We start from the raw sequence: 21615 nt of genomic DNA, 5'->3' as shown, positions 1-21615 counted from the left end.
CCCGGATCTTCGCGTCCTCCATCAGGACGAAAAAAATCCCGCCGCGGCGGGATTTTTTGTGGCCGGCCGAAACCCCGGTCAGGCCGCCTTCTTGGCCGGCGGCAGATCGGTACAGGTCCCGTGCGCCACCTCGGCCGCCATGCCGATGCTCTCGCCCAGCGTCGGATGCGGATGGATGGTCTTGCCGATGTCGATCTCGTCGGCGCCCATCTCGATGGCCAGCGCAATCTCCCCGATCATGTCGCCGGCATGCGTGCCGACGATGCCGCCGCCCAGGATGCGATGCGTCTGGGCGTCGAACAGCAGCTTGGTGAAGCCCTCGTCGCGGCCGTTGGCGATGGCGCGGCCCGAAGCGGTCCACGGGAAATGGCCCTTCTTGATCTTGATGCCTTCGGCCTTGGCCTGGTCCTCGGTGAGCCCGACCCACGCCACCTCGGGGTCGGTATAGGCCACGCTCGGGATCACGCGGGCGTTGAACGCGGCGCTCGACAGCTCCTTGTCGCCCTTCTGCTCGCCCGCTATCACCTCGGCCGCCACATGCGCCTCGTGCACCGCCTTGTGCGCCAGCATCGGCTGGCCGACGATGTCGCCGATGGCGAAGATGTGCGGCACGTTGGTGCGCATCTGGATGTCGACCGGAATGAAGCCGCGGTCGCTCACCGCGACGCCGGCCTTCTCCGCGCCGATCTTCTTGCCGTTCGGGCTGCGGCCCACCGCCTGCAGCACCAGGTCATAGACCTGCGGCTCCTTGGGTGCCTGCTCGCCCTCGAAGCTCACCTTGATGCCCTCCTTCGTGGCCTCGGCGCCCACCGTCTTGGTCTTGAGCATGATGTTGTCGAAGCGCGGCGCATTCATCTTCTGCCAGACCTTCACGAGGTCGCGGTCTGCGCCCTGCATCAGGCCGTCGAGCATCTCGACCACGTCCAGCCGCGCGCCCAGCGTGGAATACACCGTGCCCATTTCGAGGCCGATGATGCCGCCGCCCAGGATCAGCATACGCTTGGGGTCGGTGCCCATCTCGAGCGCGCCGGTGGAATCGACCACGCGCGGGTCCTTCGGCATGAAGGGCAGGCTCACGGCCTGCGAACCGGCCGCGATGATCGCGTTGCGGAACTTGACGGTCTGCTTCTTGCCGGTAGTGTCCCAACTGGTGCCCGAGGTTTCTTCCACCTCGAGGTGATACGGGTCGATGAAGTTGCCGACGCCGCGCAGCACCGTCACCTTGCGCATCTTGGCCATGGCCGTGAGGCCGCCGGTGAGCTTGCCCACCACCTTGTTCTTGTGGCCGAGCAGCTTGGCGCGATCGACCGTGGGCGCGGCAAAGCTCACGCCGAGGTCGGCGAAGTGCTTCACTTCGTCCATGACCGAGGCCACGTGCAGCAGCGCCTTCGAAGGAATGCAGCCGACGTTCAGGCACACGCCGCCGAGCGTGGCGTAGCGTTCGATCAGCACCACCTTGAGGCCCAGGTCGGCCGCGCGGAACGCAGCCGAGTAACCGCCGGGGCCGGCGCCGAGCACGATCACGTCGCATTCGACATCGACCTTGCCGCCATAGCTCGACACCGCCACGGCCGCCGAAGCGGGAGCCGGCGCGGGTGCCGCCTTGGGTGCAGGAGCCGCGGCTACGGGCGCCGGTACGGCCGCTGCGGGCGCGGACGCGGCAGCACCGTCGACTTCCAGCGTCAGCACGACCGAGCCTTCGCTGACCTTGTCGCCCACCTTGACGGCCAGCGCCTTCACCACGCCGGCCGCCGACGACGGAATTTCCATCGAGGCCTTGTCCGATTCGACCGTGATCAGCGACTGCTCGGCCTTGACCGTGTCGCCGACGTTGACCAGCACCTCGATCACCGCGACTTCGTCGAAGTCGCCGATGTCGGGCACCTTGATTTGTTGTTCGCTCATTTGGACACTTTCAGTTTGAGTGTGAGAACGTCGACCGGTGGGGCCGAATTGCGATCGAATTCGCAGGCGGCGGCGATGCCCGCCTCCGCCACGTCGCGCGATGTGCGCGACTTGATGTCATAGGCCGCGTGCATGGCGCCGAGCGCAAAGCTGCGTCCCGAGCCGATGCTCCAGAACTGCTTGAACTCGAACACCTCGCGGTAGCTGTAGATGCCGTAGATGCCGCTCTGGTTGGCCATCAGCATCGTGAACTGGCTCGACTCGTAGGGCTCGTGCTCGTCTTCCTTGGTCTGCATGAAGAACGAGTCCTTCAGCACCGGATGCAGCAGCGTGAAGGTGCGGAAGATCTCGTGCTTGCTGCCGAACAGCAGCGCCTCGCGCGGCTGCGCGGCCAGCGCATGCTGCAGCACCAGGAAGTGCGCAGCGGCGCCGGCCACGGCGAACAGGCTCTGCCCCGCCGCATCCTCGACGGTGAAGATCTTCTGGTTTGCCTCGGCGCGGTGCGAAAGCCGCGTGTCGCCGAAGGTCACCAGTGAATCCGCCGCCATCGTGACCTGGCCGCCCTTGCGGACGGCCACTACGGTGGTCATAGCAGGATTCGGCGATAGTCCGCGAGCACCTGGCCCAGGTAGGCGTTGAAGCGCGCAGCCAGGGCACCATCGATCACGCGGTGGTCGTACGACAGCGACAGCGGCAGCGTCAGGCGCGGCACGAACTGCTTGCCGTCCCACACCGGCTTCATCTGCCCCTTGGAGAGGCCGAGGATGGCCACTTCGGGGGCATTGATGATGGGCGTGAAGTGCGTGCCGCCGATGCCGCCGAGCGAGCTGATCGAGAAGCAGCCGCCCTGCATGTCGGCCGAGCCGAGCTTGCCGTCGCGCGCCTTCTTGGCGAGTTCGCCCATTTCCTGGCTGATCTGCAGGATGCCCTTCTTGTCGGCATCCTTGAGCACCGGCACCACCAGCCCGTTGGGCGTGTCGGCCGCAAAGCCGATGTGGAAGTACTGCTTGTAGACCAGCTGGTCGCCGTCGAGGCTGGCGTTGAAGTCGGGGAATTTCTTCAGCGCCGCCACCACGGCCTTGATCACGAAGGCCAGCATCGTGACCTTGATGCCCGACTTCTCGTTCTCCTTGTTGGTGGAGACGCGGAAGGCCTCGAGCTCCGTGATGTCGGCTTCGTCGTTGTTGGTGACGTGCGGGATCATCACCCAGTTGCGATGCAGGTTGGCGCCGCTGAGCTTCTTGATGCGCGAGAGGTCCTTGCGCTCGACCGCGCCGAACTTCGTGAAGTCGACCTTGGGCCAGGGAATGAGGCCCAGCGCGGCGCCATCCGCGCCGCCGCCACCGGCCGGCGCCTTGGCCGCCGAGGCCTTGGTGCTGGCCTGGCCGCTCATCACGGCCTTGGTGAAGCTCTGGACGTCTTCCTGCGTGATGCGGCCCTTGGGGCCGGAGCCCTTGACCTCCTCGAGCGGCACGCCGAGTTCGCGTGCGAACTTGCGCACCGAGGGGGAGGCATGCGGCAGGTTGCCGCTGGGCGCGACCGTCGGCTCATGCGGCGCGGCTGCGGCAGCCGGGCTTGCAGCGGGTGCCGGCGATGCAGCGGCCGGCGCGGGTGCGCTGGCGGTTGCTGCGGCAGGCGTGGCAGCGGCAGCCTGGGCAGGCGCGGGTGCCGCGGCACCTGCCGAGCCTTCCAATATCGCGATCAGGTCGCCGACGTTGACCGTGTCGCCCACCTTGACCTTGAGCTCCTTGAGCACGCCGGCCGACGACGACGGAATCTCCATCGAGGCCTTGTCCGATTCCACCGTGATCAGCGACTGGTCGGCCGCGATGGTGTCGCCGGGCTTCACCAGCAGCTCGATGACTGCGACGTCCTTGAAGTCGCCGATGTCGGGCACCTTGACTTCGACCGGACCCGATGCTGCCGGCGCGGCAGCCGGTGCAGGCGCCGCGGCTGCCGGAGCGGCCGCCGCCGGGGCAGCAGGCGCAGGCGCGGGAGCCGGCGCGGCGCCCGCTCCCTCGGCCTCGAGCACGAGCACCACCGAGCCCTCCTTCACCTTGCTGCCGACCTCGACCTTCAGCTCCTTGACCACACCGGCAGTCGACGACGGGATCTCCATCGACGCCTTGTCCGATTCCACGGTGATGAGCGATTGCTCGGCCTTGACCGTGTCGCCCACCTTCACGAGCACCTCGATCACCGCGACTTCATCGAAATCGCCGATGTCCGGCACCTTGACTTCCACTGCTGCCATATTGTTCGTCTCCCGCCGTGAGGCGCCGTTCGTTCGTTGGTTGTTGCTTGTTGATGTTCAGGCGTAAAGCGGGTTGACCTTGTCGACATTGATGCCGTACTTCTTGATCGCCTCGACCACCTTGGCCACTGGCACCGTGCCATCTTCGCTCAATGCCTTGAGCGCAGCCACCACGATGTAGTGGCGGTTGATTTCGAAGTGCTCGCGCAGCTTGTTGCGGAAATCGCTGCGGCCAAAGCCGTCGGTGCCCAGCACCTTGTAGTTGCGGCCCTTCGGGATGAAGGGGCGGATCTGTTCCGCGTAGGCCTTCATGTAGTCGGTCGATGCCACCACCGGGCCGGCCGTGGGCGCGAGCTGCTCGGCCACGAAGGGCACGCGCGGCGCCTGGTCCGGGTGCAGAAGATTCCAGCGGTCGGCGTCCTGGCCGTCGCGTGTCAGCTCGTTGAAGCTCGGGCAACTCCACACCGAGGCCGAAACGCCCCAGTCCTTTTCGAGCAGCTCCTGCGCGGCGAAGCTTTCGCGCAGGATCGTGCCGCTGCCCAGCAGCTGCACGGTGGGCGACTTGGCCTTGAGCGCCGGGCCCTGCCTGGACAGGTACATGCCCTTGATGATCTGCTCCTCGGTGCCTGGCTGCAGGCCGGGCATCGCGTAGTTCTCGTTGAGCAGCGTGAGGTAGTAGTAGACGTTGTCCTGCTTCTCGACCATGCGCTTGAGGCCATGGTGCAGGATCACGCCCACCTCGTGCGCGAAGGTCGGGTCGTAGCTCACGCAGTTCGGAATGGTGTTGGCCAGGATATGGCTGTGGCCGTCTTCATGCTGCAGGCCTTCGCCGTTGAGCGTGGTGCGCCCCGAGGTGCCGCCCAGCAGGAAGCCGCGCGCCTGCATGTCGCCGGCCGCCCATGCCAGGTCGCCGATGCGCTGGAAGCCGAACATCGAGTAGTACACGTAGAACGGCACCATGATGCGGTTGTTCGTGCTGTACGAGGTGGCCGCCGCGATCCAGCTCGACATGCCGCCGGCCTCGTTGATGCCTTCCTGCAGGATCTGGCCGGCCTTGTCTTCCTTGTAGTACATGACCTGGTCCTTGTCGACCGGGGTGTACTGCTGGCCAGCGGGGTTGTAGATGCCGATCTGGCGGAACAGGCCTTCCATGCCGAAGGTGCGCGCCTCGTCCACCAGGATGGGCACCACGCGCGGGCCCAGCGCCTTGTCGCGCAGGAGTTGGGTCAGGAAGCGCACGTAGGCCTGCGTGGTCGAGATCTCGCGGCCCTCGGCCGTGGGCTCCATCACCGACTTGAAGGTGTCCAGCGAGGGCACCGTGAAGCTCTCGTCGGCCTTGGTGCGGCGGTGCGGCAGGTAGCCGCCCAGCGCCTTGCGGCGCTCGTGCAGGTACTTCATTTCCGGCGTGTCGTCGGCCGGCTTGTAGAACGGCAGGTCGGCGATCTTGCTGTCCGGGATCGGGATGTTGAAGCGGTCGCGGAAGGCCATGATGTCCTCGTCGCTGAGCTTCTTGGTCTGGTGGACGTTGTTCTTGCCCTCGCCGATCTTGCCCATGCCGAAGCCCTTGACCGTCTTGATCAGGAGCACCGTGGGCTGGCCCTTGTGCTTCACGGCCGCGTCGAAGGCCGCGTAGACCTTCTGCGAGTCGTGGCCGCCGCGGCGCAGCTGCCAGATGTCGTCGTCGCTCATCTTGGACACCATCTCGAGCGTGCGCGGATCGCGGCCGAAGAAATGCTTGCGGACGTAGGCGCCATCGTTGGCCTTGAAGGCCTGGTAGTCGCCGTCGTTGGTCTCCATCATGATCTTGCGCAGCGCGCCTTCCTTGTCGCGCGCGATCAGCGGGTCCCAGTTGCTGCCCCAGATCAGCTTGATGACGTTCCAGCCCGAACCGCGGAACTCGCCTTCGAGCTCCTGGATGATCTTGCCGTTGCCGCGCACCGGACCGTCCAGGCGCTGCAGGTTGCAGTTGATGACGAAGATCAGGTTGTCGAGGCCTTCGCGCGCGGCCAGGCCGATGGCACCCAGCGATTCGACTTCGTCCATCTCGCCGTCGCCGCAGAACACCCAGACCTTGCGGTTCTCGGTGTTGGCGATGCCGCGGGCATGCAGGTACTTGAGGAAGCGCGCCTGGTAGATGGCCATCAGCGGGCCGAGGCCCATCGAGACGGTCGGGAACTGCCAGAACTCGGGCATCAGCTTCGGATGCGGGTAGCTGGAGAGGCCCTTGCCGTCGACTTCCTGGCGGAAGTTGAGCAGCTGCTCTTCGCTCAGGCGGCCTTCGAGGTAGGCGCGGGCATAGATGCCGGGCGAGACGTGGCCCTGGATGTAGAGGCAGTCGCCGCCGTGGTTTTCGCTCTCGGCGTGCCAGAAGTGGTTGAAGCCGGCACCGAACATGTTGGCCAGCGAGGCGAAGGAGCCGATGTGGCCGCCCAGGTCGCCGCCTTCGGCCGGATGGTGGCGGTTGGCCTTGACCACCATCGCCATGGCGTTCCAGCGCATGTAGGCGCGCAGGCGCTCCTCGATCTCGAGGTTGCCGGGGCAGCGCTCTTCCTGGTCGGGCTCGATGGTGTTGACGTAGGCCGTATTGGCGGAGAACGGCTTGTCGATGCTGTGCTGCCGTGCATGTTCGAGCAGTTGCTCGAGAAGGAAGTGGGCCCGTTCAGGTCCCTCGCTTTGAATCACGGAGGACAGTGCATCCATCCATTCACGGGTTTCCTGGGCGTCCGCGTCGTTCGCGGCCGAGCCGAACAGGTTCTCGGGATTTGCCGACATGCTTGTCTCTCCTTTAGGGCTGTGGCTGTAATTTAGTGCGCTCTTCGATCACCGCGCGGGAGTTTCTCATAGAAATACTTCTATTTCAAATCGTGCATGCGAATTTCTTATTGTGATATTTTGGAAACAAAGTCGCCCGCGCCGGAATCAATGGCACTGCGGCCCTCTCTCCTTGGCACAAGGGTCATCACCTAAACTCGCAGCATGCCTTTTTCCTCTCCGCTGGCGGTTGCCCGCAGCGCCGTGAATGCGTCTCCGCTCTCGTGGTGGCGCCGCTGGTGGCGCCAGCAAACGCCGGTGCTGCAAGACGCGGTCGCCATGCTGGCGCCGATCGCGGCGGTGCTGCTGTTCCTGGCGGCCATCGTTTCGGCGTTCTGGTATTTGCGCACCGAGGAAGTCGAGCGCGAGCAGGAATCCGTGCGGCGGGACGTCGAATACGCGCAGCAGCGCATGCGCCTGCGCCTGCTCGAGCGCCAGGAACAGCTGATGCGCATCGCGCGCGACGCCTCCAATCGCGAGATCGACCCGATCGAATTCGCGAGCCGCGCAGAATCGCTGGTGAGCCAGTTCCCCGAGCTGCAGACCGTCACCTGGATCGACGACCGGCGCCGCTTCAAGGCCGGCTATTCGGCGCCGAGCGTGCATCCCGCGCAACAGCACCTGATCGGCGACGTGCTGCGCCCGGGGGACGTGGAAAGCAACTACGCCCTGGCCCGCGAGCTGCGCCAGCCGGTTTTCTCCCAGCCGGTGGCGGGCGGCGATCCCGCGGCGATGCTGCAGTTGCATATTCCTCTCTTCGACCAGGGCCTGTTCGCGGGCGTGGTGCTCGGCGAATTTTCGGTCGATGGCCTGCTGCGCTACGGCATGCCGTCGGAAGTGCAGGCGCGCTACGCGGTCTCGCTGCTCGACGCCAAGGGCGACGTGCTTGCGGGCAATACGGTCAACCTGAGGGAAAGCGGCAGGCGGCTCCTCCCCTGGCCCGAAAGAACCAACGAGTACGAGGTGCCGGTTTCGCCCGTCGGCAATGCGCTGGTGCTGCGCGCCCAGGCCTACCGCACTTCACAGGGCGTGGTCGGCAACGGCCTGTTCTGGCTGGTCTGCGCACTCAGCGTGCTGACCAGCTGGATGCTGATCGGCACCTGGCGCCACACCCGGCGGCGCCAGCAGGCCCAGCAGCGGCTGGTCGCCGAAACCAACTTCCGCCGTGCGATGGAAAACTCCATGCTCACCGGCATGCGCGTGCTCGACCTGCAGGGCCGCATCACCTACGTGAATGCCGCCTTCTGCGCGATGACGGGCTGGAGCGAGGCCGAACTGGTGGGCCAGTCGCCGCCCTTCCCCTACTGGCTGGAGTCGGACCGCGAAGTGATGAACGAGCGGCTCGAGGAAGAGCTGCACGGTCGCGCCCTGCCCGGCGGCTTCCAGGTGCGCGTGAAGCGCAAGAACGGCAGCGTTTTCAACGCCCGGCTCTATGTATCGCCGCTGATCGACGCGCGCGGCCACCAGACCGGCTGGATGACCTCGATGACCGACATCACCGAGCCCACGCGCATCCGCGAGCAGCTGTCGGCCTCTTATGAGCGCTTCACCACGGTGCTGGAGGCGCTCGACGCTGCCGTGTCGGTTGCGCCCATCGGCAGCGAGGAGCTGCTGTTCGCCAACAAGCTGTACCGCCTCTGGTTCGGCTCCGACACCGTGGGCCACCTGGGCATGGTGGCGCAGGCCGGCGTGCCCGCCTCCAATGCGCATGACGAGGGCCTGGACGACGTCGACCCCTACGCCGGCCTGCCGATCGACACCCTGACCGCCGCCCAGACGGCCAACAACGAGATCTTCGTGCCGCACCTGGGCAAGTGGCTCGAGGTGCGTTCGCGCTACCTGACGTGGGTCGACGGCCGGCTGGCCCAGCTGGTGATCGCCACCGACATCACGCCGCGGCGCGACGCCGAAGAGCAGGCCGCGGCGCAGGCCGACCGCGCGCAGGCCGCGAGCCGCCTGATCACGATGGGCGAGATGGCGTCCAGCGTGGCGCACGAACTCAACCAGCCGCTCACGGCCATCACCAACTACTGCAACGGAATGATGTCGCGCCTCAAGGGGCAGGCCATCGACACCGAGGCGCTGCTCGCGGCGCTGGAGAAAACCTCCAAGCAGGCGCAGCGCGCGGGGCAGATCATCCAGCGCATCCGCTCGTTCGTGAAGCGCAGCGAGCCCAACCGCACGGCCGCCGACGTGTCCACCATGGTCAGCGAAGCGGTCGAGCTCGCGGGCATCGAGCTGCGGCGGCGCAACGTGCGGCTCAACCACTACGTGGCCGCGCGGCTGCCGGTGGTGCAGGTAGACCCGATCCTGATCGAGCAGGTGATGGTCAACCTGCTGAAGAACGCGGCCGAGTCCATCGACATTGCCGAGCGTCCGCTCGCGCGCCGCAGCGTCGAGCTGCGCGTGCTGCCCAAGGTGATCGAGGGCCACAACGCCATCGAGTTCTCGGTGCAGGACACCGGCAAGGGCCTGGCGCCCGAGGTGATGGACCGCCTGTACGAAGCCTTCTTCTCCACCAAGCCGGAAGGCATGGGCATCGGGCTGAATCTGTGCCGCACCATCGTCGAGTCCCATCGGGGCAGGATGCAGGCGGAGAACATCTACAATGGTCCGGATGTGATCGGATGCCGTTTTTCCTTCTGGATTCCGGTGTTGGACGCTCCCAGTTCCGTAGCAAGCGACGAGGCAAAGGTACCTGCATGAGTTTGATTCCGAAGAAGGGCACTGTCTATGTCGTCGACGACGACGAAGCCGTGCGAGATTCGCTGCAATGGCTGCTCGAAGGCAAGGACTACAGGGTTCGCTGCTTCGACTCGGCCGAGTCCTTCCTCTCCCGATACGACCCGCGCGAAGTCGCCTGTCTGATCGTCGACATCCGCATGGCCGGCATGACCGGCCTCGAACTGCAGGACCGGCTGATCGAACGGCGTTCCCCGCTGCCCATCGTGGTGATCACCGGCCACGGCGACGTGCCGATGGCAGTCGACAGCATGAAGAAGGGCGCCATGGATTTCATCCAGAAGCCCTTCAACGACGAAGAGCTCGTCACGCTGGTCGAGCGCATGCTCGAGCACGCGCGCGGCGCCTTCACCCAGCACCAGCAGTCGGCCAGCCGCGACGCGCTGCTGTCCAAGCTCACCGGCCGCGAGGCCCAGGTGCTCGAGCGCATCGTCGCCGGCCGCCTGAACAAGCAGATTGCCGACGACCTGGGCATCAGCATCAAGACGGTCGAGGCGCACCGCGCCAACATCATGGAAAAGCTCAACGCCAACACCGTGGCCGATCTGCTCAAGATCGCGCTCGGGCAGGCGGCGCCGGCCGCCAAAGCCTAGAAGCTATCCCCCCGATAGCAATGAATGACTCTCACGCCTGCGCAAGCGGGCGTTTTTACTTGGAAAATCGAAACCGATGACCGCCCAACTGATCGATGGCAACGCCCTCGCCAAAACCATTCGCGCCGAGGTTGCCGGCCGCACCGCCGCACTGAAGGCCAAGGGCGTGGACCCGGCCCTTTCCATCATCCTCGTGGGCAGCGACCCGGCCAGCCAGGTCTACACGAAGCACAAGGTCAACGACAGCACCGAAACCGGCCTCGCGGCCACCCTCGAAACCTATCCTGCCGACATGAGCGAGGCCGCGCTGCTGGACCGCATCCGCGCCCTCAACGACGACCCCAAGGTGCACGGCATCCTGGTTCAGCTGCCGCTGCCAAAGCACATGGACAGCCAGAAGGTCATCGAGGCGATCTCGCCCGCCAAGGACGTGGACGGCTTCCACGTGGCCAGCGCCGGCGCGCTCATGACCGGCGCGCCGGGCTTCTGGCCCTGCACGCCCTACGGCTGCATGAAGATGCTCGAATCCATCGGCTACGACCTGCGCGGCAAGCATGCGGTGGTCATCGGCCGCAGCAACATCGTCGGCAAGCCGATGGCCATGATGCTGCTGGCCAGGAACGCCACCGTGACCATCTGCCACAGCGCGACGCAAGACCTGGGCGCCCTCACGCGCCAGGCCGACGTGATCGTGGCCGCGGTGGGCAAGCGCAACATCCTGACGGCCGGCATGGTGAAGCCCGGCGCGGTCGTGATCGACGTGGGCATGAACCGCAAGGAAGACGGCAAGCTCGCCGGCGACGTCGACTTCGACGGCGTCAAGGAAGTGGCCGGCTGGATCACCCCCGTGCCGGGCGGCGTCGGCCCCATGACGCGCGCCATGCTGCTCGTCAACACCCTTGAAGCCGCGGAACGCGCCGCCAAGTGATTTCCATGGCCACAAAGAACAACCCCCTCCTCGACTTCACCGATCTTCCGCTGTTCGACCGCATCGAGCCCGAACACGTTGCGCCCGCGGTCGACATCCTGCTGGCCGAAGCCGAGGCAGCGCTGCAGACCGTGACGGCCGCCGACTTTCCCGCCGACTGGAATGCGATCTCCAAGGTGCTCGACGTGGCGTCCGAACGCTTCAGCCGCGCCTGGGGCGCCGTGGGGCATCTCAACGCCGTGGCCGACACGCCGGAACTGCGCGCCGCCTACAACGAGGCCATGCCGCGCGTGACCGCCTTCTGGACCCGCCTGGGTTCCGACGAGCGCCTCTATGCCAAGTACAAGGCCATCGACGTGGCCACCCTCAACCCCGAGCAGCGCCAGGCGCACAAGAATGCCGTGCGCAACTTCGTGCTGGGCGGCGCGGAACTGCAGGGCGAGGCGAAGAAGCGCTTTGCCGACATCCAGGAACGCCAGGCCGAACTGAGCCAGAAATTCAGCGAGAACGCGCTCGATGCCACCGACGCCTTCTCGTACTACGCGGCGCTGGGCGAGCTCGAGGGCGTGCCCGAAGACGTGGTGAGCGCGGCCCGCGCAGCAGCCGAAGCCGAGGGCAAGCAGGGCTACAAGCTCACGCTCAAGATGCCCTGCTACCTGCCCGTGATGCAGTTCGCCAGGAGCAGCGCGCTGCGCGAAACGCTCTACCGGGCCTACGTCACCCGCGCCAGCGAGCTTGGCGATCCGGCCTTCGACAACACGGCGCTGATCAACGAGATCCTCGCGCTGCGGGAGGAAGAAGCCAAACTGCTCGGCTACAGGAATTTTGGCGAACTCTCGGTCGTGCCCAAGATGGCCGAGTCGCCCGAGCAGGTGGTCAAGTTCCTGCGCGATCTCGCGGCCAAGGCCAAGCCGTACGGCGAACGCGACCTGGCCGACCTGCGCGCCTTCGCTGCGGACCAATTGGGCATCACCGATCCGCAGGCGTGGGACTGGAGCTACATCGGCGAAAAACTCAAGGAGGCGCGCTATGCCTTCAGCGAGCTGGAGGTCAAGCAGTACTTCCCGGCGCCCAAGGTGATGGCCGGCCTGTTCAAGATCGTCGAGACGCTGTTCGAGGTTTCGATTCGCCGCGACAGCGCGCCCACCTGGCACCCCAGCGTCGAGGTCTACCGCATCGAGCGCGCCGGGCAGAAGGTCGGCCAGTTCTACCTCGACCCTTCCGCCCGCGCCGCCAAGCGCGGCGGTGCGTGGATGGACGACGTGCGCGCGCGCTGGCTGCGCCCTGACGACGGCATGCTGCAAACGCCCGTCGCCCAGCTCGTGTGCAACTTCGCGAGCGGCGTCGACGGCAAGCCGCCGCTGCTCACGCACGACGACGTGACCACCCTGTTCCACGAATTCGGCCATGGCCTGCACCACATGCTCACGCAGGTGAACGAGCGCGACGTGTCGGGCATCAGCGGCGTCGAGTGGGACGCGGTCGAGCTGCCGAGCCAGTTCATGGAAAACTTCTGCTGGGAATGGGACGTGCTCAGGCACATGACGGCCCACGTCGACACCGGCGAGCCGTTGCCGCGCGCGCTGTTCGACAAGATGACCGCCGCCAAGAACTTCCAGAGCGGCCTGCAGACGCTGCGCCAGATCGAGTTCTCGCTGTTCGACATGCTGCTGCATACCGAATACCAGGCCGCCGCCGCGCAGCCGGGCGGCGTGCTCGCGCTGCTGGGCAAGGTGCGCACCGAGGTGGCCGTGATGCCCTCGCCTCCTTTCAGCCGCACGCCGAACACCTTCAGCCATATCTTCTCGGGCGGCTACGCGGCCGGCTACTACAGCTACAAGTGGGCCGAGGTGCTGAGCGCCGATGCCTATGCCGCCTTCGAGGAAACCGTGGGCACCGACGGCCAGCCGAACATCGAAACCGGCCGCAGGTACCGCCAGGCCATCCTCGAAGCCGGCGGCAGCCGCAGCGCCATGGATTCGTTCAAGGCCTTCCGCGGCCGCGAGCCACAGCTTGATGCGCTGCTGCGACACCAGGGCATGGCACAGACCCGGCCCGCTTGATGCGCGCCTGAAGCTTGCGATACTCGGGCGATGCATTCGATCCACCAGAAATCCTCCTTGCATCGCCTGTCCGGCTTCGCCCTGCTGCTGATCGCCGCAGGGGCAATGGCCCAGCCGATCTACCGCAACGTCGACAAGAACGGCAAGGTCACCTTCTCGGACCGCGCGCCCACCGCAAGCACGGAACCGGCCGCGGCCCCGCAGGCCGGCATCACGCCTCCCGCCAATGCCGGGCTGCCCTACGAATTGCGGCAAGTGGCGCAGCGCTATCCCGTGACGCTCTACAGCAGCGAGGAATGCGCGCCCTGTGGCACCGCCCGTTCGCTGCTCGTCACGCGCGGCATTCCGTTCGAGGAGCGCACCGTCAAGAGCAGCCAGGATGTGGAGGCATTGCAGCGCTTGAGCAACCAGGCCTCGCTGCCGCTGCTGACGATCGGCTCGCAGCAACTCAAGGGCTACTCGGACGCCGAATGGTCGCGTTACCTCGACGCCGCGGGCTATCCGAAGAGCAACAGCCTGCCCGCGGGCTACCGCAATCCGCCGGCGCGGCCGCTGGTCGCGCTGCAGCCGGCGCCCGGCGCATCCGAGCCCGCGCCCGTTGCGCAGCCAGCGCCACAACCGCCCACGCCCGCCCCGAGCGGTCCGAGCCCGAGCAATCCGGCAGGCATCAAGTTCTGAACCGGCCGGCCGCCGGCCAGAAGAGCACGCGGTCTTCCTTCTTCAGTCGAACTGCATCGTCTGCACGCCCGAGGGCGTACCCAGCAGGCACACGTCGGCCTTCTGATGCGCAAACACGCCGACCGTGACCACGCCGGGCCACTGGCTCACTTCGGATTCGAAGGCGAGCGGATCGCTGATCCGCAGTCCCGTCACGTCGACGATGTGCTGGCCGTTGTCGGTCACGAGCGGCAATCCGTCCTTCTCGCGCACCTGTGCGATGCCGCCCATGGCCTCGAACTGCCGCATCACCCGGCGCGCTGCCATCGGAATCACCTCCACCGGCAGCGGAAAGGCGCCGAGCGTGTCTACCAGCTTGGAAGCATCGGCAATGCAGACGAAGCGCCGCGACTGCGCCGCCACGATCTTTTCGCGCGTGAGCGCCGCACCGCCGCCCTTCACCATGAAGCCGTGGTGGTCGATCTCGTCGGCACCGTCGATGTAGACGCCGAGTTCGTCGACCTCGTTGCTGTCGAACACCGGAATGCCCAGGGCACGCAGGCGCTCGGTCGAGGCCACAGAGCTGGACACCGCCCCCTTGATCTGGTCCTTGATGGTGGCCAGCGCGTCGATGAACTTGTTCACGGTGGAACCCGTGCCCACGCCGACGATTTCACCCTTGGCCACGTAGGCCAGCGCGGCGCGGCCGACCTGGGCCTTGAGTTCGTCCTGGGAGATGGCGCCCGCGCCGTTCGCGGCGCCGGAGGCGGAAGAAGGGGAAACGGGTGCAGTCATCGCGGAGAATCCTTGGCTCATTGAAGTCGAGAATTATCCGATGCCCCTGCTCCCCTCTTCGCTCTACGGCCTGGCCCGGCCCTTTCTGTTCGGCTTCGACCCGGAGCATGCCCACGAACTCACGCTCGACGGGCTGGCCCGCACGCAGAACACGCCGCTGGCCTGCGCCTACGCCGCGCCGCGCGTCGATGATCCGGTCACGCTGGCGGGGCTGGAATTTCCCAACCGCGTGGGCCTGGCCGCCGGTCTCGACAAGAACGCCCGCTGCATCGACGCCTTTGCCGCCATGGGCTTCGGCTTCGTCGAAGTCGGCACGGTCACGCCCAAGGCGCAGCCGGGCAACCCCAAGCCGCGCATGTTCCGCCTGCCCCAGCGCGACGCGCTCATCAATCGGCTCGGGTTCAACAACGAAGGGCTCGACGCCTTTCTTGCCAACGTGCAGAAGGCGCGCTTCCGCAGGAGCGGCGGCGGCAAGAAGCCGATGCTGCTCGGGCTCAACATCGGCAAGAACGCCGCCACGCCCATCGAAAAGGCCGTGGACGACTACCTGGCCTGCCTGGACGGCGTGTACCCGCATGCCGACTACGTGACCATCAACATCTCGAGTCCCAACACCGCCAACCTGCGGACGCTGCAGAGCGACGAGGCGCTCGACGCCCTGCTGGGCGCCATCGCGGAACGCCGCCATGCCCTGGCCGAGCGCAGCCGTCGGCGCGTGCCGCTGTTCGTGAAGATCGCTCCCGATCTGGACGAGAGCCAGGTCGCCGTGATCGCCGCCACGCTGCAGCGCCACGGCATGGACGGCGTGATCGCCACCAACACCACGCTGGCGCGAGACGCGGTCGCCGGCCTGCCGCATGCCGACGAAGCGGGCGGGCTCTCGGGCGCTCCCGTGCGCGAGGCGAGCAACCGTGTGGTCTTGCAGCTGCGCGCGGCGCTGGGGCCGGGTTTTCCGATCATCGGGGTGGGGGGCATCCTGAGCGCGGCCGATGCCAGGGCCAAGATTGCCGCGGGCGCGGACGTGGTGCAGATCTACACAGGCCTCATCTACCGCGGCCCGGCGCTGGTCCGCGAGGCGGCGCAGGCCTTGCTGCAAAGCCGCAGCGCCGCCTGAGCCTTCGCTCTTTCTCTTTTCTTCTCAGCGCATGCGCCAGAGCACTGGCGCAATGAACGCGGCCCAGCGCAGCAGCCGCTTGGGCCGGATCACCGCCACGGCCACCGCGGCGGCAACGCCGGTGGCCACGGGGTGCTCCCGCGCAATGCGCAAGGCCGCAGCTGCCGCCGATTCGTCGACCGGCGGTGCCTCGGAAGAAGCACCCGTTGCAGCGGCGGGCCGTGCCGGTCCTGCCCCCTGCATCGTGGCAATGCGTTCGCGCTGGCGCTCCATGCGGGCGAGCAGTTCCTCGCGCGTGGCGGGCCGCCGGGGACGCGGCGCTTCTTCGTCCTGGTCGGGATCCTTGCCGAGGCCGAAGCTGTCCTGCACCCAGGCCCAGTCGCGTTCGAATTCGCGGCGCGCCGGAATGAAGCTGTTCGAGGCATTGCGAAGGGTCAGGAACAGCCCCAGCGCCGCGCCCAGCCAGAGCAGGACCCACACGCCGGCCACCGACCACGCAGCCGCGATGCGGTGCGGTGTTTCCCAGAAATGCACCACCACCGCCATCGAGAGCAACGCCACCGCCACCGTGGTGAGCCCGAGCACGGCCACCACCAGCACGAGCATCAGCTTGAGACGCTGCTTCTCGTCCTCCCACGCCATGCGCAGGAGCTGCACGCGGTCTTCGGCCGCCAGCGCGCCTTCGGCCGCAGCGATCCGCAGCCGCCGCAAACGGGCATCGAGCCCGAACAGGGACAGCAATCTCATGCGCCGACTCCGGCTCGGCGAGGGACGGCGCGGCAACGGCTTGCGTTCAGGTCAGCGGCGGCCAAGCAGCAGGCCCACCAGCACGCCGACGGCCAGCGCAGCGCCGGCGATCTGCCACGGTTCGTCGTGGGCGTAGGCGTTGGCAGAGTTGGCCGCTTCGCGGGCCTTCTTGGCAGCCAGCTTGCTCTTTTCCGCGGCAAGCTCGCGCGCAATGGCGAGCTTGGTGTCGATGCGCTGGCGCAGCGCCTTGATGTGGGGAACCGAATCCAGGTCCTTGCTGGCCAGCACGCCGCGCACGTCGCTTGCGATGTCTTCGGCTGCCGCTTCGATATTGTTGGATGCACTCATTGGAATCTTTCCTCCGTGATGGCACCGGCACCGCGCCGGCGGCTTCACGCCAGCAAATGGCGTGGTGTCATGTTACAGGCACAAAAGCCTCTCGGGCACAGCTGTTGTGCAGACTTCTGCACGCGATGGGCCCTGATGTGCCTTCGCCGTCAGCCCGCCGCGAGCAGTCGCTCCACGTAGCGCCCGATGGCCAGGCTGCTTGTGAGCCCGGGCGACTCGATGCCAAAGAGATTGACCAGGCCCCGCACGCCGTGCGATTCGGGTCCGTCGATCATGAAGTCGCGCGCCGGCTCGTCGGGGCCCGAGATCTTGGGCCGCATGCCCGCGTAGCCGGGAATCAGCGCCCCGTCGGGCAGGGCGGGCCAGTACTTGCGCACCTCGGCGTAGAAGCCATCGCCGCGCGCCGGGTCCACCACCAGATCGTCGGCCGATTGCACCCATTGCACGTCGGGGCCGAACTTGGCTTGCCCGCCCAGGTCGATCGTCAGGTGCACACCCAGTCCGCCGGGTTCGGGCACCGGATAGACGAGGCGGCTGAAAGGCGCGCGGCCCGACAGCGTGAAATAGCTGCCCTTGGCAAAGTAGGCGGTGGGCACGGCCGCGGACGGCAAGCCTTCGAAGCGGCGGGCCAGTTCGGGCGCAAGCAGCCCGGCCGCATTGACCACGGTGTTGCAGCGCAGCGCCGTTCCGTCTTCCGCTACCAGGACGATAGCGTCCTGACCGCATTCCGCGCGTGCGATGGGCGATTTCAGCGCCAGCATGCCGCCCGCGTTCTCCACATCGCCGAGCAGGCTCAGCATCAAGGCATGGCTGTCGACGATGCCGGTACTCGGCGAATGCAATGCCGCCACGCAATGGAGCTGCGGCTCCATTTCCATGGCCTGCTGCGCGGTCAGCAACACGAGGTCGCCGACGCCGTTGGCGGCCGCCTTGGCACGGATCACTTCGAGCTGCGCCACCTGCTCGGCCGAAGTCGCGACGATCAGCTTGCCGCAGCGCCGGTAGGGCACGCCGCGCTCTGCCGCATAGGCATACAGCGCCTCCTTGCCCTCGACGCAAAGCCTGGCTTTGAGCGAGCCCTGCGGGTAGTAGATGCCCGCATGAATCACCTCGCTGTTGCGCGAACTGGTGCCGGTGCCAATGGCACCTTCGGCTTCCAGCACCACCACCTCCCGGCCCGCGAGCGCCAAGGCGCGCGCCACCGCCAGTCCCACCACACCGCCGCCGATGACGGCGCAATCGAGTTCATCCATCGTGCGAGCTTATCGCGGCTCGCGGGCGGATTTCATCAGGACGTGGTGGGGGGCGGCTCGGGATCGGTCGGCTCGTCCGGCGGCGTGCTCGGCCCTTCATCGGGCTCCACGGGCAGATCCGGCGTGATCGGAGGCGGAAGATCGGGATGGGTGGCCATGGCGGATGCTCTCCTTTGTCCTGGTTCTATGCGGTTGCTTCAGGAATGCAGCCGGCGCGCGGCGGCAGTTGGCGTCAGCACGAGCCGACAGTGCGTCCGCGCAAACAAAAAAGCGACCTGGACAGCCAGGTCGCTTTTAATTTGGAATTGGTGGGCGGTGGAGGCTTCGAACCTCCGACCCCAGCAGTGTGAATGCTGTGCTCTACCCCTGAGCTAACCGCCCGTGGCACCGCGAGTGCAGTGCCGTGGAATTAATCGCGTTGCGCGAAGCCTTCGATTATGCCACAGGATTTCAGCTGTTTTGCCGAAACAGCGTGCGCCCGTTGCTGGATTTGTCGAGCTGCGACAACACGGCCTCGTGCGCTGCGAGCTCCTGCTCTGCGGCCATGATCACCGGCAGGTCGAACTGGCTCAGGTCGATGGCCACCACCGTGGTGCCCTGCGCCGGCTCGTTCGAGGCCACGTCGATCAGCAGGGCGTCCTGGCCGCGCGTGAGATTGATGTAGACGTCGGCCAGCAGCTGCGCGTCGAGCTTGGCGCCGTGGAAGGTACGGTTGGAGCGGTCGACGCCGAAGCGGTCGCACAGCGCGTCGAGCGAATTGCGCTTGCCCGGGTAGACCTGCTTGGCCATGGCCAGCGTGTCGGTCACCTCGCCCACGAAGCTGCGCAGCGGCGGCAGGCCGGCCAGCTCGAGCTCCTTGTTGAGGAAGCCGACGTCGAAGGCCGCGTTGTGGATGATCAGCTCGGCGCCGCGCAGGTACTCGACGATGTCGTTGGCCAGCGTGGCGAACTTCGGCTTGTCGCGCAGGAAGTCGGTTGTCAGGCCGTGCACCTTGAGCGCGTCCTCATGGCTCTCGCGCTCAGGGTTGAAATAGATGTGCAGGTCGTTGCCGGTGAGCTTGCGGGCAAACAGCTCCACGCAGCCAAGCTCGATGATGCGGTCGCCGTTCTCGGCGGACAGGCCGGTGGTTTCAGTGTCGAGGACGATCTGGCGCGACATGCGGTGGCTCTTTCAATGGTTCTCTTTGGCGTGGTTGATCGAGTACTTGGGAATCTCGATCGTCACGTCTTCCTGCGCCAGGATCGCCTGGCAGCTCAGGCGCGATTGTGGCTCCAGGCCCCAGGCGCGGTCGAGCAGGTCTTCCTCGCCCTCCTCGGCCTCGTTCAGCGAATTGAAGCCCTGGCGCACGACCACGTGGCAGGTGGTGCAGGCGCAGCTCATCTCGCAGGCATGCTCGATGTTGATGTGGTTGTCCAGCAGCGCCTCGCAGATCGAGGTGCCGGCCGGCGCCGTGATTTCTGCACCCTGCGGGCAGTACTCGGGATGCGGAAATATCTTGATGGTGGGCATGTGGTTCTCAGAGGGATTCGAGCTTGCGGCCCGACAGAGCGCGCGCAATGCCCGCGTTCATGCGCTGGGCGGCAAAGGCCTCGGTGTCATTGGCCAGCGCCTTGGTGGCACCTTCGATGGCCGCGGCGTCATTGCCCTTGGCAGCTTCGCGCAACTGCGCCATCGACGCATCGATGACTGCGCGCTCTTCTTCGCCCAGCAGATCGCCGTCGGCGTCGAGCGCGCTCTGCGTCGCAAGCAGCATGCGCTCGGCATCGACGCGCGCCTCCACCAGCGCGCGCGCCTGCATGTCCTGCTGCGCGGTGGAAAAGCTCTCCTGCAGCATGCGCGCGATCTGGTCGTCCGAGAGTCCGTACGATGGCTTGACCGCCACGCTGGCCTCCACGCCGCTGCCCTGCTCCCTGGCGCTGACGCTCAGCAGCCCATCGGCATCGACGGTGAAGGTCACGCGGATGCGCGCCGCGCCCGCCGCCATGGGCGGGATGCCGCGCAGCGTGAAGCGCGCGAGGCTGCGGCAGTCGGCGACAAGGTCGCGCTCGCCCTGCACCACGTGCAGCGCAAGCGCCGTCTGGCCGTCCTGGTAGGTGGTGAAGTCCTGCGCCATGGCCGTCGGAATGGTCTGGTTGCGCGGCACGATGCGCTCGACCAGGCCGCCCATGGTCTCGATGCCCAGCGACAGCGGGATCACGTCGAGAAGCAGCAGATCGCCCGCGCCGTTGTTGCCGGCCAGCTGGTTGGCCTGGATGGCCGCGCCAAGGGCCACGACTTCGTCGGGGTTCAGGTTGATGAGCGGCTCGCGGCCGAAGAATTCGGCGACGGCACGGCGGATCTGCGGCATGCGGGTGGAGCCGCCGACCAGCACGATGCCCTGCAGGTCGTCGGGCTTGAGCTTCGCATCGCGCAGCGCCTTGCGAACCGCTGCGATCGTGCGGTCGGTGAGCGCTTTGGTGGCGGCATCGAATTGCGCGCGCGCCAGGTCGAATCGGGCGGCGCCGCCGGCAAGCTCGGCGTGGAACGCCACGGAATCGGCACCGGTCAGCGCCTCCTTGGCCGCACGGGCGGCCACCAGCATGGCGGCCTTGTCGGCGTCGCTGCCCACTTGCAGGCCGGTTTGCGCGAGCACGAAATCGGCGAGCGCGTGGTCGTAGTCGTCGCCGCCCAGGGCGGAATCGCCGCCGGTGGCAATGACTTCGAACACGCCCTGCGTGAGCCGCAGGATCGAGATGTCGAAGGTGCCGCCGCCCAGGTCGTAGACCGCGTAGACGCCCTCGCTCGCATTGTCCAGGCCGTAGGCGATGGCTGCGGCCGTGGGCTCGCTGATCAGGCGCAGCACGTTGAGGCCGGCGAGCTGCGCGGCGTCCTTGGTGGCCTGCCGCTGGCCTTCGTCGAAGTAGGCCGGCACGGTGATGACGGCGCCGTAGAGCTCGCCGTCGAAGGTGTCTTCGGCGCGATAGCGCAAGGTGGCCAGAATCTCGGCGCTGATCTCCACCGGCGACTTGATGCCCGCGGCCGTCTCCACCTTGACCATGCCGCCTTCATCCACCAGGCGGTACGACATCGACTCGCGGTTGGCGATGTCGGCCAGTCCGCGGCCCATGAGCCGCTTGACCGAGGTGATGGTGTTTGCGGCATCCTGCGCACGCGCGGCGAGCGCATCGAAGCCGATCTGGCGCCGCTCGCGGTCGAGATAGCGCACGGCAGAAGGCAGGATCACGCGGCCCTGGTCGTCAGGCAGGCATTCGGCCACGCCATTGCGCACCGCGGCCACCAGCGAATGCGTGGTGCCCAGGTCGATGCCCACGGCGATGCGGCGCTGATGCGGGTCGGGCGCCTGGCCGGGTTCGGAAATTTGAAGAAGAGCCATCAGGCCTCCCGCCGGGCCGCCCCAAGGGAGGC

Annotated in this window: 18 protein-coding genes and 1 tRNA gene; 6 read left to right on the top strand and 13 right to left on the bottom strand. The window is 66.8% G+C overall.

All coding sequences use genetic code 11. The annotated features are described in order from the left end of the window. Nucleotides 1–78 precede the first annotated feature (78 nt). The 4 genes from lpdA to aceE are packed head-to-tail and all read right to left on the bottom strand — an operon-like array spanning nucleotide 79 to nucleotide 6931. Entirely contained in the window at nucleotides 79–1905 is a 1827-nt protein-coding gene (gene lpdA / locus FB547_RS14675; RefSeq protein ID WP_145743393.1) for a dihydrolipoyl dehydrogenase, read from the bottom strand. Beyond that, complete coding sequence (locus FB547_RS14670) at nucleotides 1902–2495, bottom strand: MFS transporter (RefSeq protein ID WP_124957650.1); 594 nt, start codon at nucleotides 2493–2495, stop codon at nucleotides 1902–1904. The genes lpdA and FB547_RS14670 overlap by 4 nt, the downstream gene beginning before the upstream one ends. Beyond that, a complete protein-coding gene (gene aceF / locus FB547_RS14665) occupies nucleotides 2492–4159 on the bottom strand; it encodes a dihydrolipoyllysine-residue acetyltransferase (protein WP_145743391.1) in 1668 nt (555 codons plus the stop codon). Before aceF ends, FB547_RS14670 begins: the two co-directional genes overlap by 4 nt. A 57-nt stretch (nucleotides 4160–4216) precedes the next feature. Next, the gene (aceE, locus tag FB547_RS14660; protein WP_145743389.1) at nucleotides 4217–6931 is read right to left on the bottom strand and encodes a pyruvate dehydrogenase (acetyl-transferring), homodimeric type; all 2715 of its coding nucleotides are present in this window, start codon (nucleotides 6929–6931) and stop codon (nucleotides 4217–4219) included. Nucleotides 6932–7135: 204 nt separating this feature from the next. Between aceE and FB547_RS14655 the strand changes: the two genes are divergently transcribed. From FB547_RS14655 to FB547_RS14635, 5 genes are all read left to right on the top strand, one after another. Further along, nucleotides 7136–9676, top strand: a complete 2541-nt coding sequence (locus tag FB547_RS14655) for a PAS domain S-box protein (RefSeq protein WP_145743387.1) — start codon at nucleotides 7136–7138, stop codon at nucleotides 9674–9676. Further along, nucleotides 9673–10305 carry a response regulator transcription factor gene (locus FB547_RS14650; RefSeq protein WP_012747279.1) on the top strand — a complete coding sequence of 211 codons (633 nt, stop codon included), beginning with the start codon at nucleotides 9673–9675 and terminating at the stop codon, nucleotides 10303–10305. The genes FB547_RS14655 and FB547_RS14650 overlap by 4 nt, the downstream gene beginning before the upstream one ends. 76 nt (nucleotides 10306–10381) lie before the next feature. Next, nucleotides 10382–11233, top strand: a complete 852-nt coding sequence (folD, locus tag FB547_RS14645) for a bifunctional methylenetetrahydrofolate dehydrogenase/methenyltetrahydrofolate cyclohydrolase FolD (protein WP_145743384.1) — start codon at nucleotides 10382–10384, stop codon at nucleotides 11231–11233. A 5-nt stretch (nucleotides 11234–11238) separates the two neighbouring features. After that, a complete protein-coding gene (locus tag FB547_RS14640) occupies nucleotides 11239–13296 on the top strand; it encodes a M3 family metallopeptidase (protein WP_145743382.1) in 2058 nt (685 codons plus the stop codon). A 30-nt stretch (nucleotides 13297–13326) separates the two neighbouring features. After that, nucleotides 13327–13974 carry a glutaredoxin family protein gene (locus FB547_RS14635; RefSeq protein WP_145743381.1) on the top strand — a complete coding sequence of 216 codons (648 nt, stop codon included), beginning with the start codon at nucleotides 13327–13329 and terminating at the stop codon, nucleotides 13972–13974. Between the two features lie 42 nt (nucleotides 13975–14016). Here the strand turns inward: FB547_RS14635 and rpiA are convergent, their stop codons facing one another. Then, on the bottom strand, nucleotides 14017–14748 hold the full coding sequence (gene rpiA, locus FB547_RS14630) for a ribose-5-phosphate isomerase RpiA (RefSeq protein WP_145743379.1): 732 nt from the start codon (nucleotides 14746–14748) through the stop codon (nucleotides 14017–14019). A gap of 40 nt (nucleotides 14749–14788) precedes the next feature. Between rpiA and FB547_RS14625 the strand changes: the two genes are divergently transcribed. Beyond that, on the top strand, nucleotides 14789–15862 hold the full coding sequence (locus tag FB547_RS14625) for a quinone-dependent dihydroorotate dehydrogenase (RefSeq protein WP_145743377.1): 1074 nt from the start codon (nucleotides 14789–14791) through the stop codon (nucleotides 15860–15862). A 24-nt stretch (nucleotides 15863–15886) separates the two neighbouring features. On the opposite strand, the gene FB547_RS14620 is transcribed toward FB547_RS14625, so the two are convergent. From FB547_RS14620 to hscA, 8 genes are all read right to left on the bottom strand, one after another. Beyond that, nucleotides 15887–16609, bottom strand: coding sequence for a phage holin family protein (locus tag FB547_RS14620; protein ID WP_145743374.1), 723 nt, complete (start codon nucleotides 16607–16609; stop codon nucleotides 15887–15889). A gap of 51 nt (nucleotides 16610–16660) precedes the next feature. Further along, nucleotides 16661–16957, bottom strand: a complete 297-nt coding sequence (locus FB547_RS14615; protein WP_012747272.1) for a glycine zipper domain-containing protein — start codon at nucleotides 16955–16957, stop codon at nucleotides 16661–16663. Nucleotides 16958–17106: 149 nt separating this feature from the next. Next, the gene (locus FB547_RS14610; protein WP_145743372.1) at nucleotides 17107–18210 is read right to left on the bottom strand and encodes an NAD(P)/FAD-dependent oxidoreductase; all 1104 of its coding nucleotides are present in this window, start codon (nucleotides 18208–18210) and stop codon (nucleotides 17107–17109) included. Between the two features lie 35 nt (nucleotides 18211–18245). Continuing rightward, nucleotides 18246–18368: a hypothetical protein gene (locus tag FB547_RS14605; protein WP_012747270.1), complete on the bottom strand. Its 123-nt coding sequence runs from the start codon at nucleotides 18366–18368 to the stop codon at nucleotides 18246–18248. A gap of 148 nt (nucleotides 18369–18516) precedes the next feature. Next, a tRNA-Val gene (locus tag FB547_RS14600) sits at nucleotides 18517–18591 on the bottom strand. Nucleotides 18592–18660: 69 nt separating this feature from the next. Beyond that, nucleotides 18661–19368, bottom strand: a complete 708-nt coding sequence (gene dnaQ / locus FB547_RS14595; RefSeq protein WP_012747267.1) for a DNA polymerase III subunit epsilon — start codon at nucleotides 19366–19368, stop codon at nucleotides 18661–18663. Nucleotides 19369–19380: 12 nt separating this feature from the next. Beyond that, the gene (fdx, locus tag FB547_RS14590) at nucleotides 19381–19719 is read right to left on the bottom strand and encodes an ISC system 2Fe-2S type ferredoxin (protein ID WP_124957638.1); all 339 of its coding nucleotides are present in this window, start codon (nucleotides 19717–19719) and stop codon (nucleotides 19381–19383) included. A 7-nt stretch (nucleotides 19720–19726) separates the two neighbouring features. After that, nucleotides 19727–21583 (bottom strand): Fe-S protein assembly chaperone HscA, encoded by a 1857-nt coding sequence (gene hscA / locus FB547_RS14585; protein WP_145743371.1) that lies wholly within the window; start codon nucleotides 21581–21583, stop codon nucleotides 19727–19729. Nucleotides 21584–21615 lie beyond the last annotated feature (32 nt).

The sequence above is a fragment of the Variovorax beijingensis genome, from assembly GCF_007828835.1.
In the GTDB taxonomy this organism is placed as follows: Bacteria; Pseudomonadota; Gammaproteobacteria; order Burkholderiales; family Burkholderiaceae_C; genus Variovorax; species Variovorax beijingensis_A.
This window is presented reverse-complemented; position numbering and strand designations above follow the sequence as displayed.

What these genes read in the sequence shown, in the direction of transcription:
- FB547_RS14625 (WP_145743377.1), top strand. Translation starts at nt 14,789, where the DNA reads ATGCCCCTGCTCCCCTCTTCGCTCTACGGCCTGGCCCGGCCCTTTCTG.
- dnaQ (WP_012747267.1), bottom strand. Translation starts at nt 19,368, where the DNA reads ATGTCGCGCCAGATCGTCCTCGACACTGAAACCACCGGCCTGTCCGCC.
- hscA (WP_145743371.1), bottom strand. Translation starts at nt 21,583, where the DNA reads ATGGCTCTTCTTCAAATTTCCGAACCCGGCCAGGCGCCCGACCCGCAT.
- aceE (WP_145743389.1), bottom strand. Translation starts at nt 6,931, where the DNA reads ATGTCGGCAAATCCCGAGAACCTGTTCGGCTCGGCCGCGAACGACGCG.
- FB547_RS14650 (WP_012747279.1), top strand. Translation starts at nt 9,673, where the DNA reads ATGAGTTTGATTCCGAAGAAGGGCACTGTCTATGTCGTCGACGACGAC.
- folD (WP_145743384.1), top strand. Translation starts at nt 10,382, where the DNA reads ATGACCGCCCAACTGATCGATGGCAACGCCCTCGCCAAAACCATTCGC.
- FB547_RS14620 (WP_145743374.1), bottom strand. Translation starts at nt 16,609, where the DNA reads ATGAGATTGCTGTCCCTGTTCGGGCTCGATGCCCGTTTGCGGCGGCTG.
- aceF (WP_145743391.1), bottom strand. Translation starts at nt 4,159, where the DNA reads ATGGCAGCAGTGGAAGTCAAGGTGCCGGACATCGGCGATTTCGATGAA.
- rpiA (WP_145743379.1), bottom strand. Translation starts at nt 14,748, where the DNA reads ATGACTGCACCCGTTTCCCCTTCTTCCGCCTCCGGCGCCGCGAACGGC.
- FB547_RS14610 (WP_145743372.1), bottom strand. Translation starts at nt 18,210, where the DNA reads ATGGATGAACTCGATTGCGCCGTCATCGGCGGCGGTGTGGTGGGACTG.
- FB547_RS14605 (WP_012747270.1), bottom strand. Translation starts at nt 18,368, where the DNA reads ATGGCCACCCATCCCGATCTTCCGCCTCCGATCACGCCGGATCTGCCC.
- fdx (WP_124957638.1), bottom strand. Translation starts at nt 19,719, where the DNA reads ATGCCCACCATCAAGATATTTCCGCATCCCGAGTACTGCCCGCAGGGT.
- FB547_RS14640 (WP_145743382.1), top strand. Translation starts at nt 11,239, where the DNA reads ATGGCCACAAAGAACAACCCCCTCCTCGACTTCACCGATCTTCCGCTG.
- lpdA (WP_145743393.1), bottom strand. Translation starts at nt 1,905, where the DNA reads ATGAGCGAACAACAAATCAAGGTGCCCGACATCGGCGACTTCGACGAA.
- FB547_RS14670 (WP_124957650.1), bottom strand. Translation starts at nt 2,495, where the DNA reads ATGACCACCGTAGTGGCCGTCCGCAAGGGCGGCCAGGTCACGATGGCG.
- FB547_RS14655 (WP_145743387.1), top strand. Translation starts at nt 7,136, where the DNA reads ATGCCTTTTTCCTCTCCGCTGGCGGTTGCCCGCAGCGCCGTGAATGCG.
- FB547_RS14635 (WP_145743381.1), top strand. Translation starts at nt 13,327, where the DNA reads ATGCATTCGATCCACCAGAAATCCTCCTTGCATCGCCTGTCCGGCTTC.
- FB547_RS14615 (WP_012747272.1), bottom strand. Translation starts at nt 16,957, where the DNA reads ATGAGTGCATCCAACAATATCGAAGCGGCAGCCGAAGACATCGCAAGC.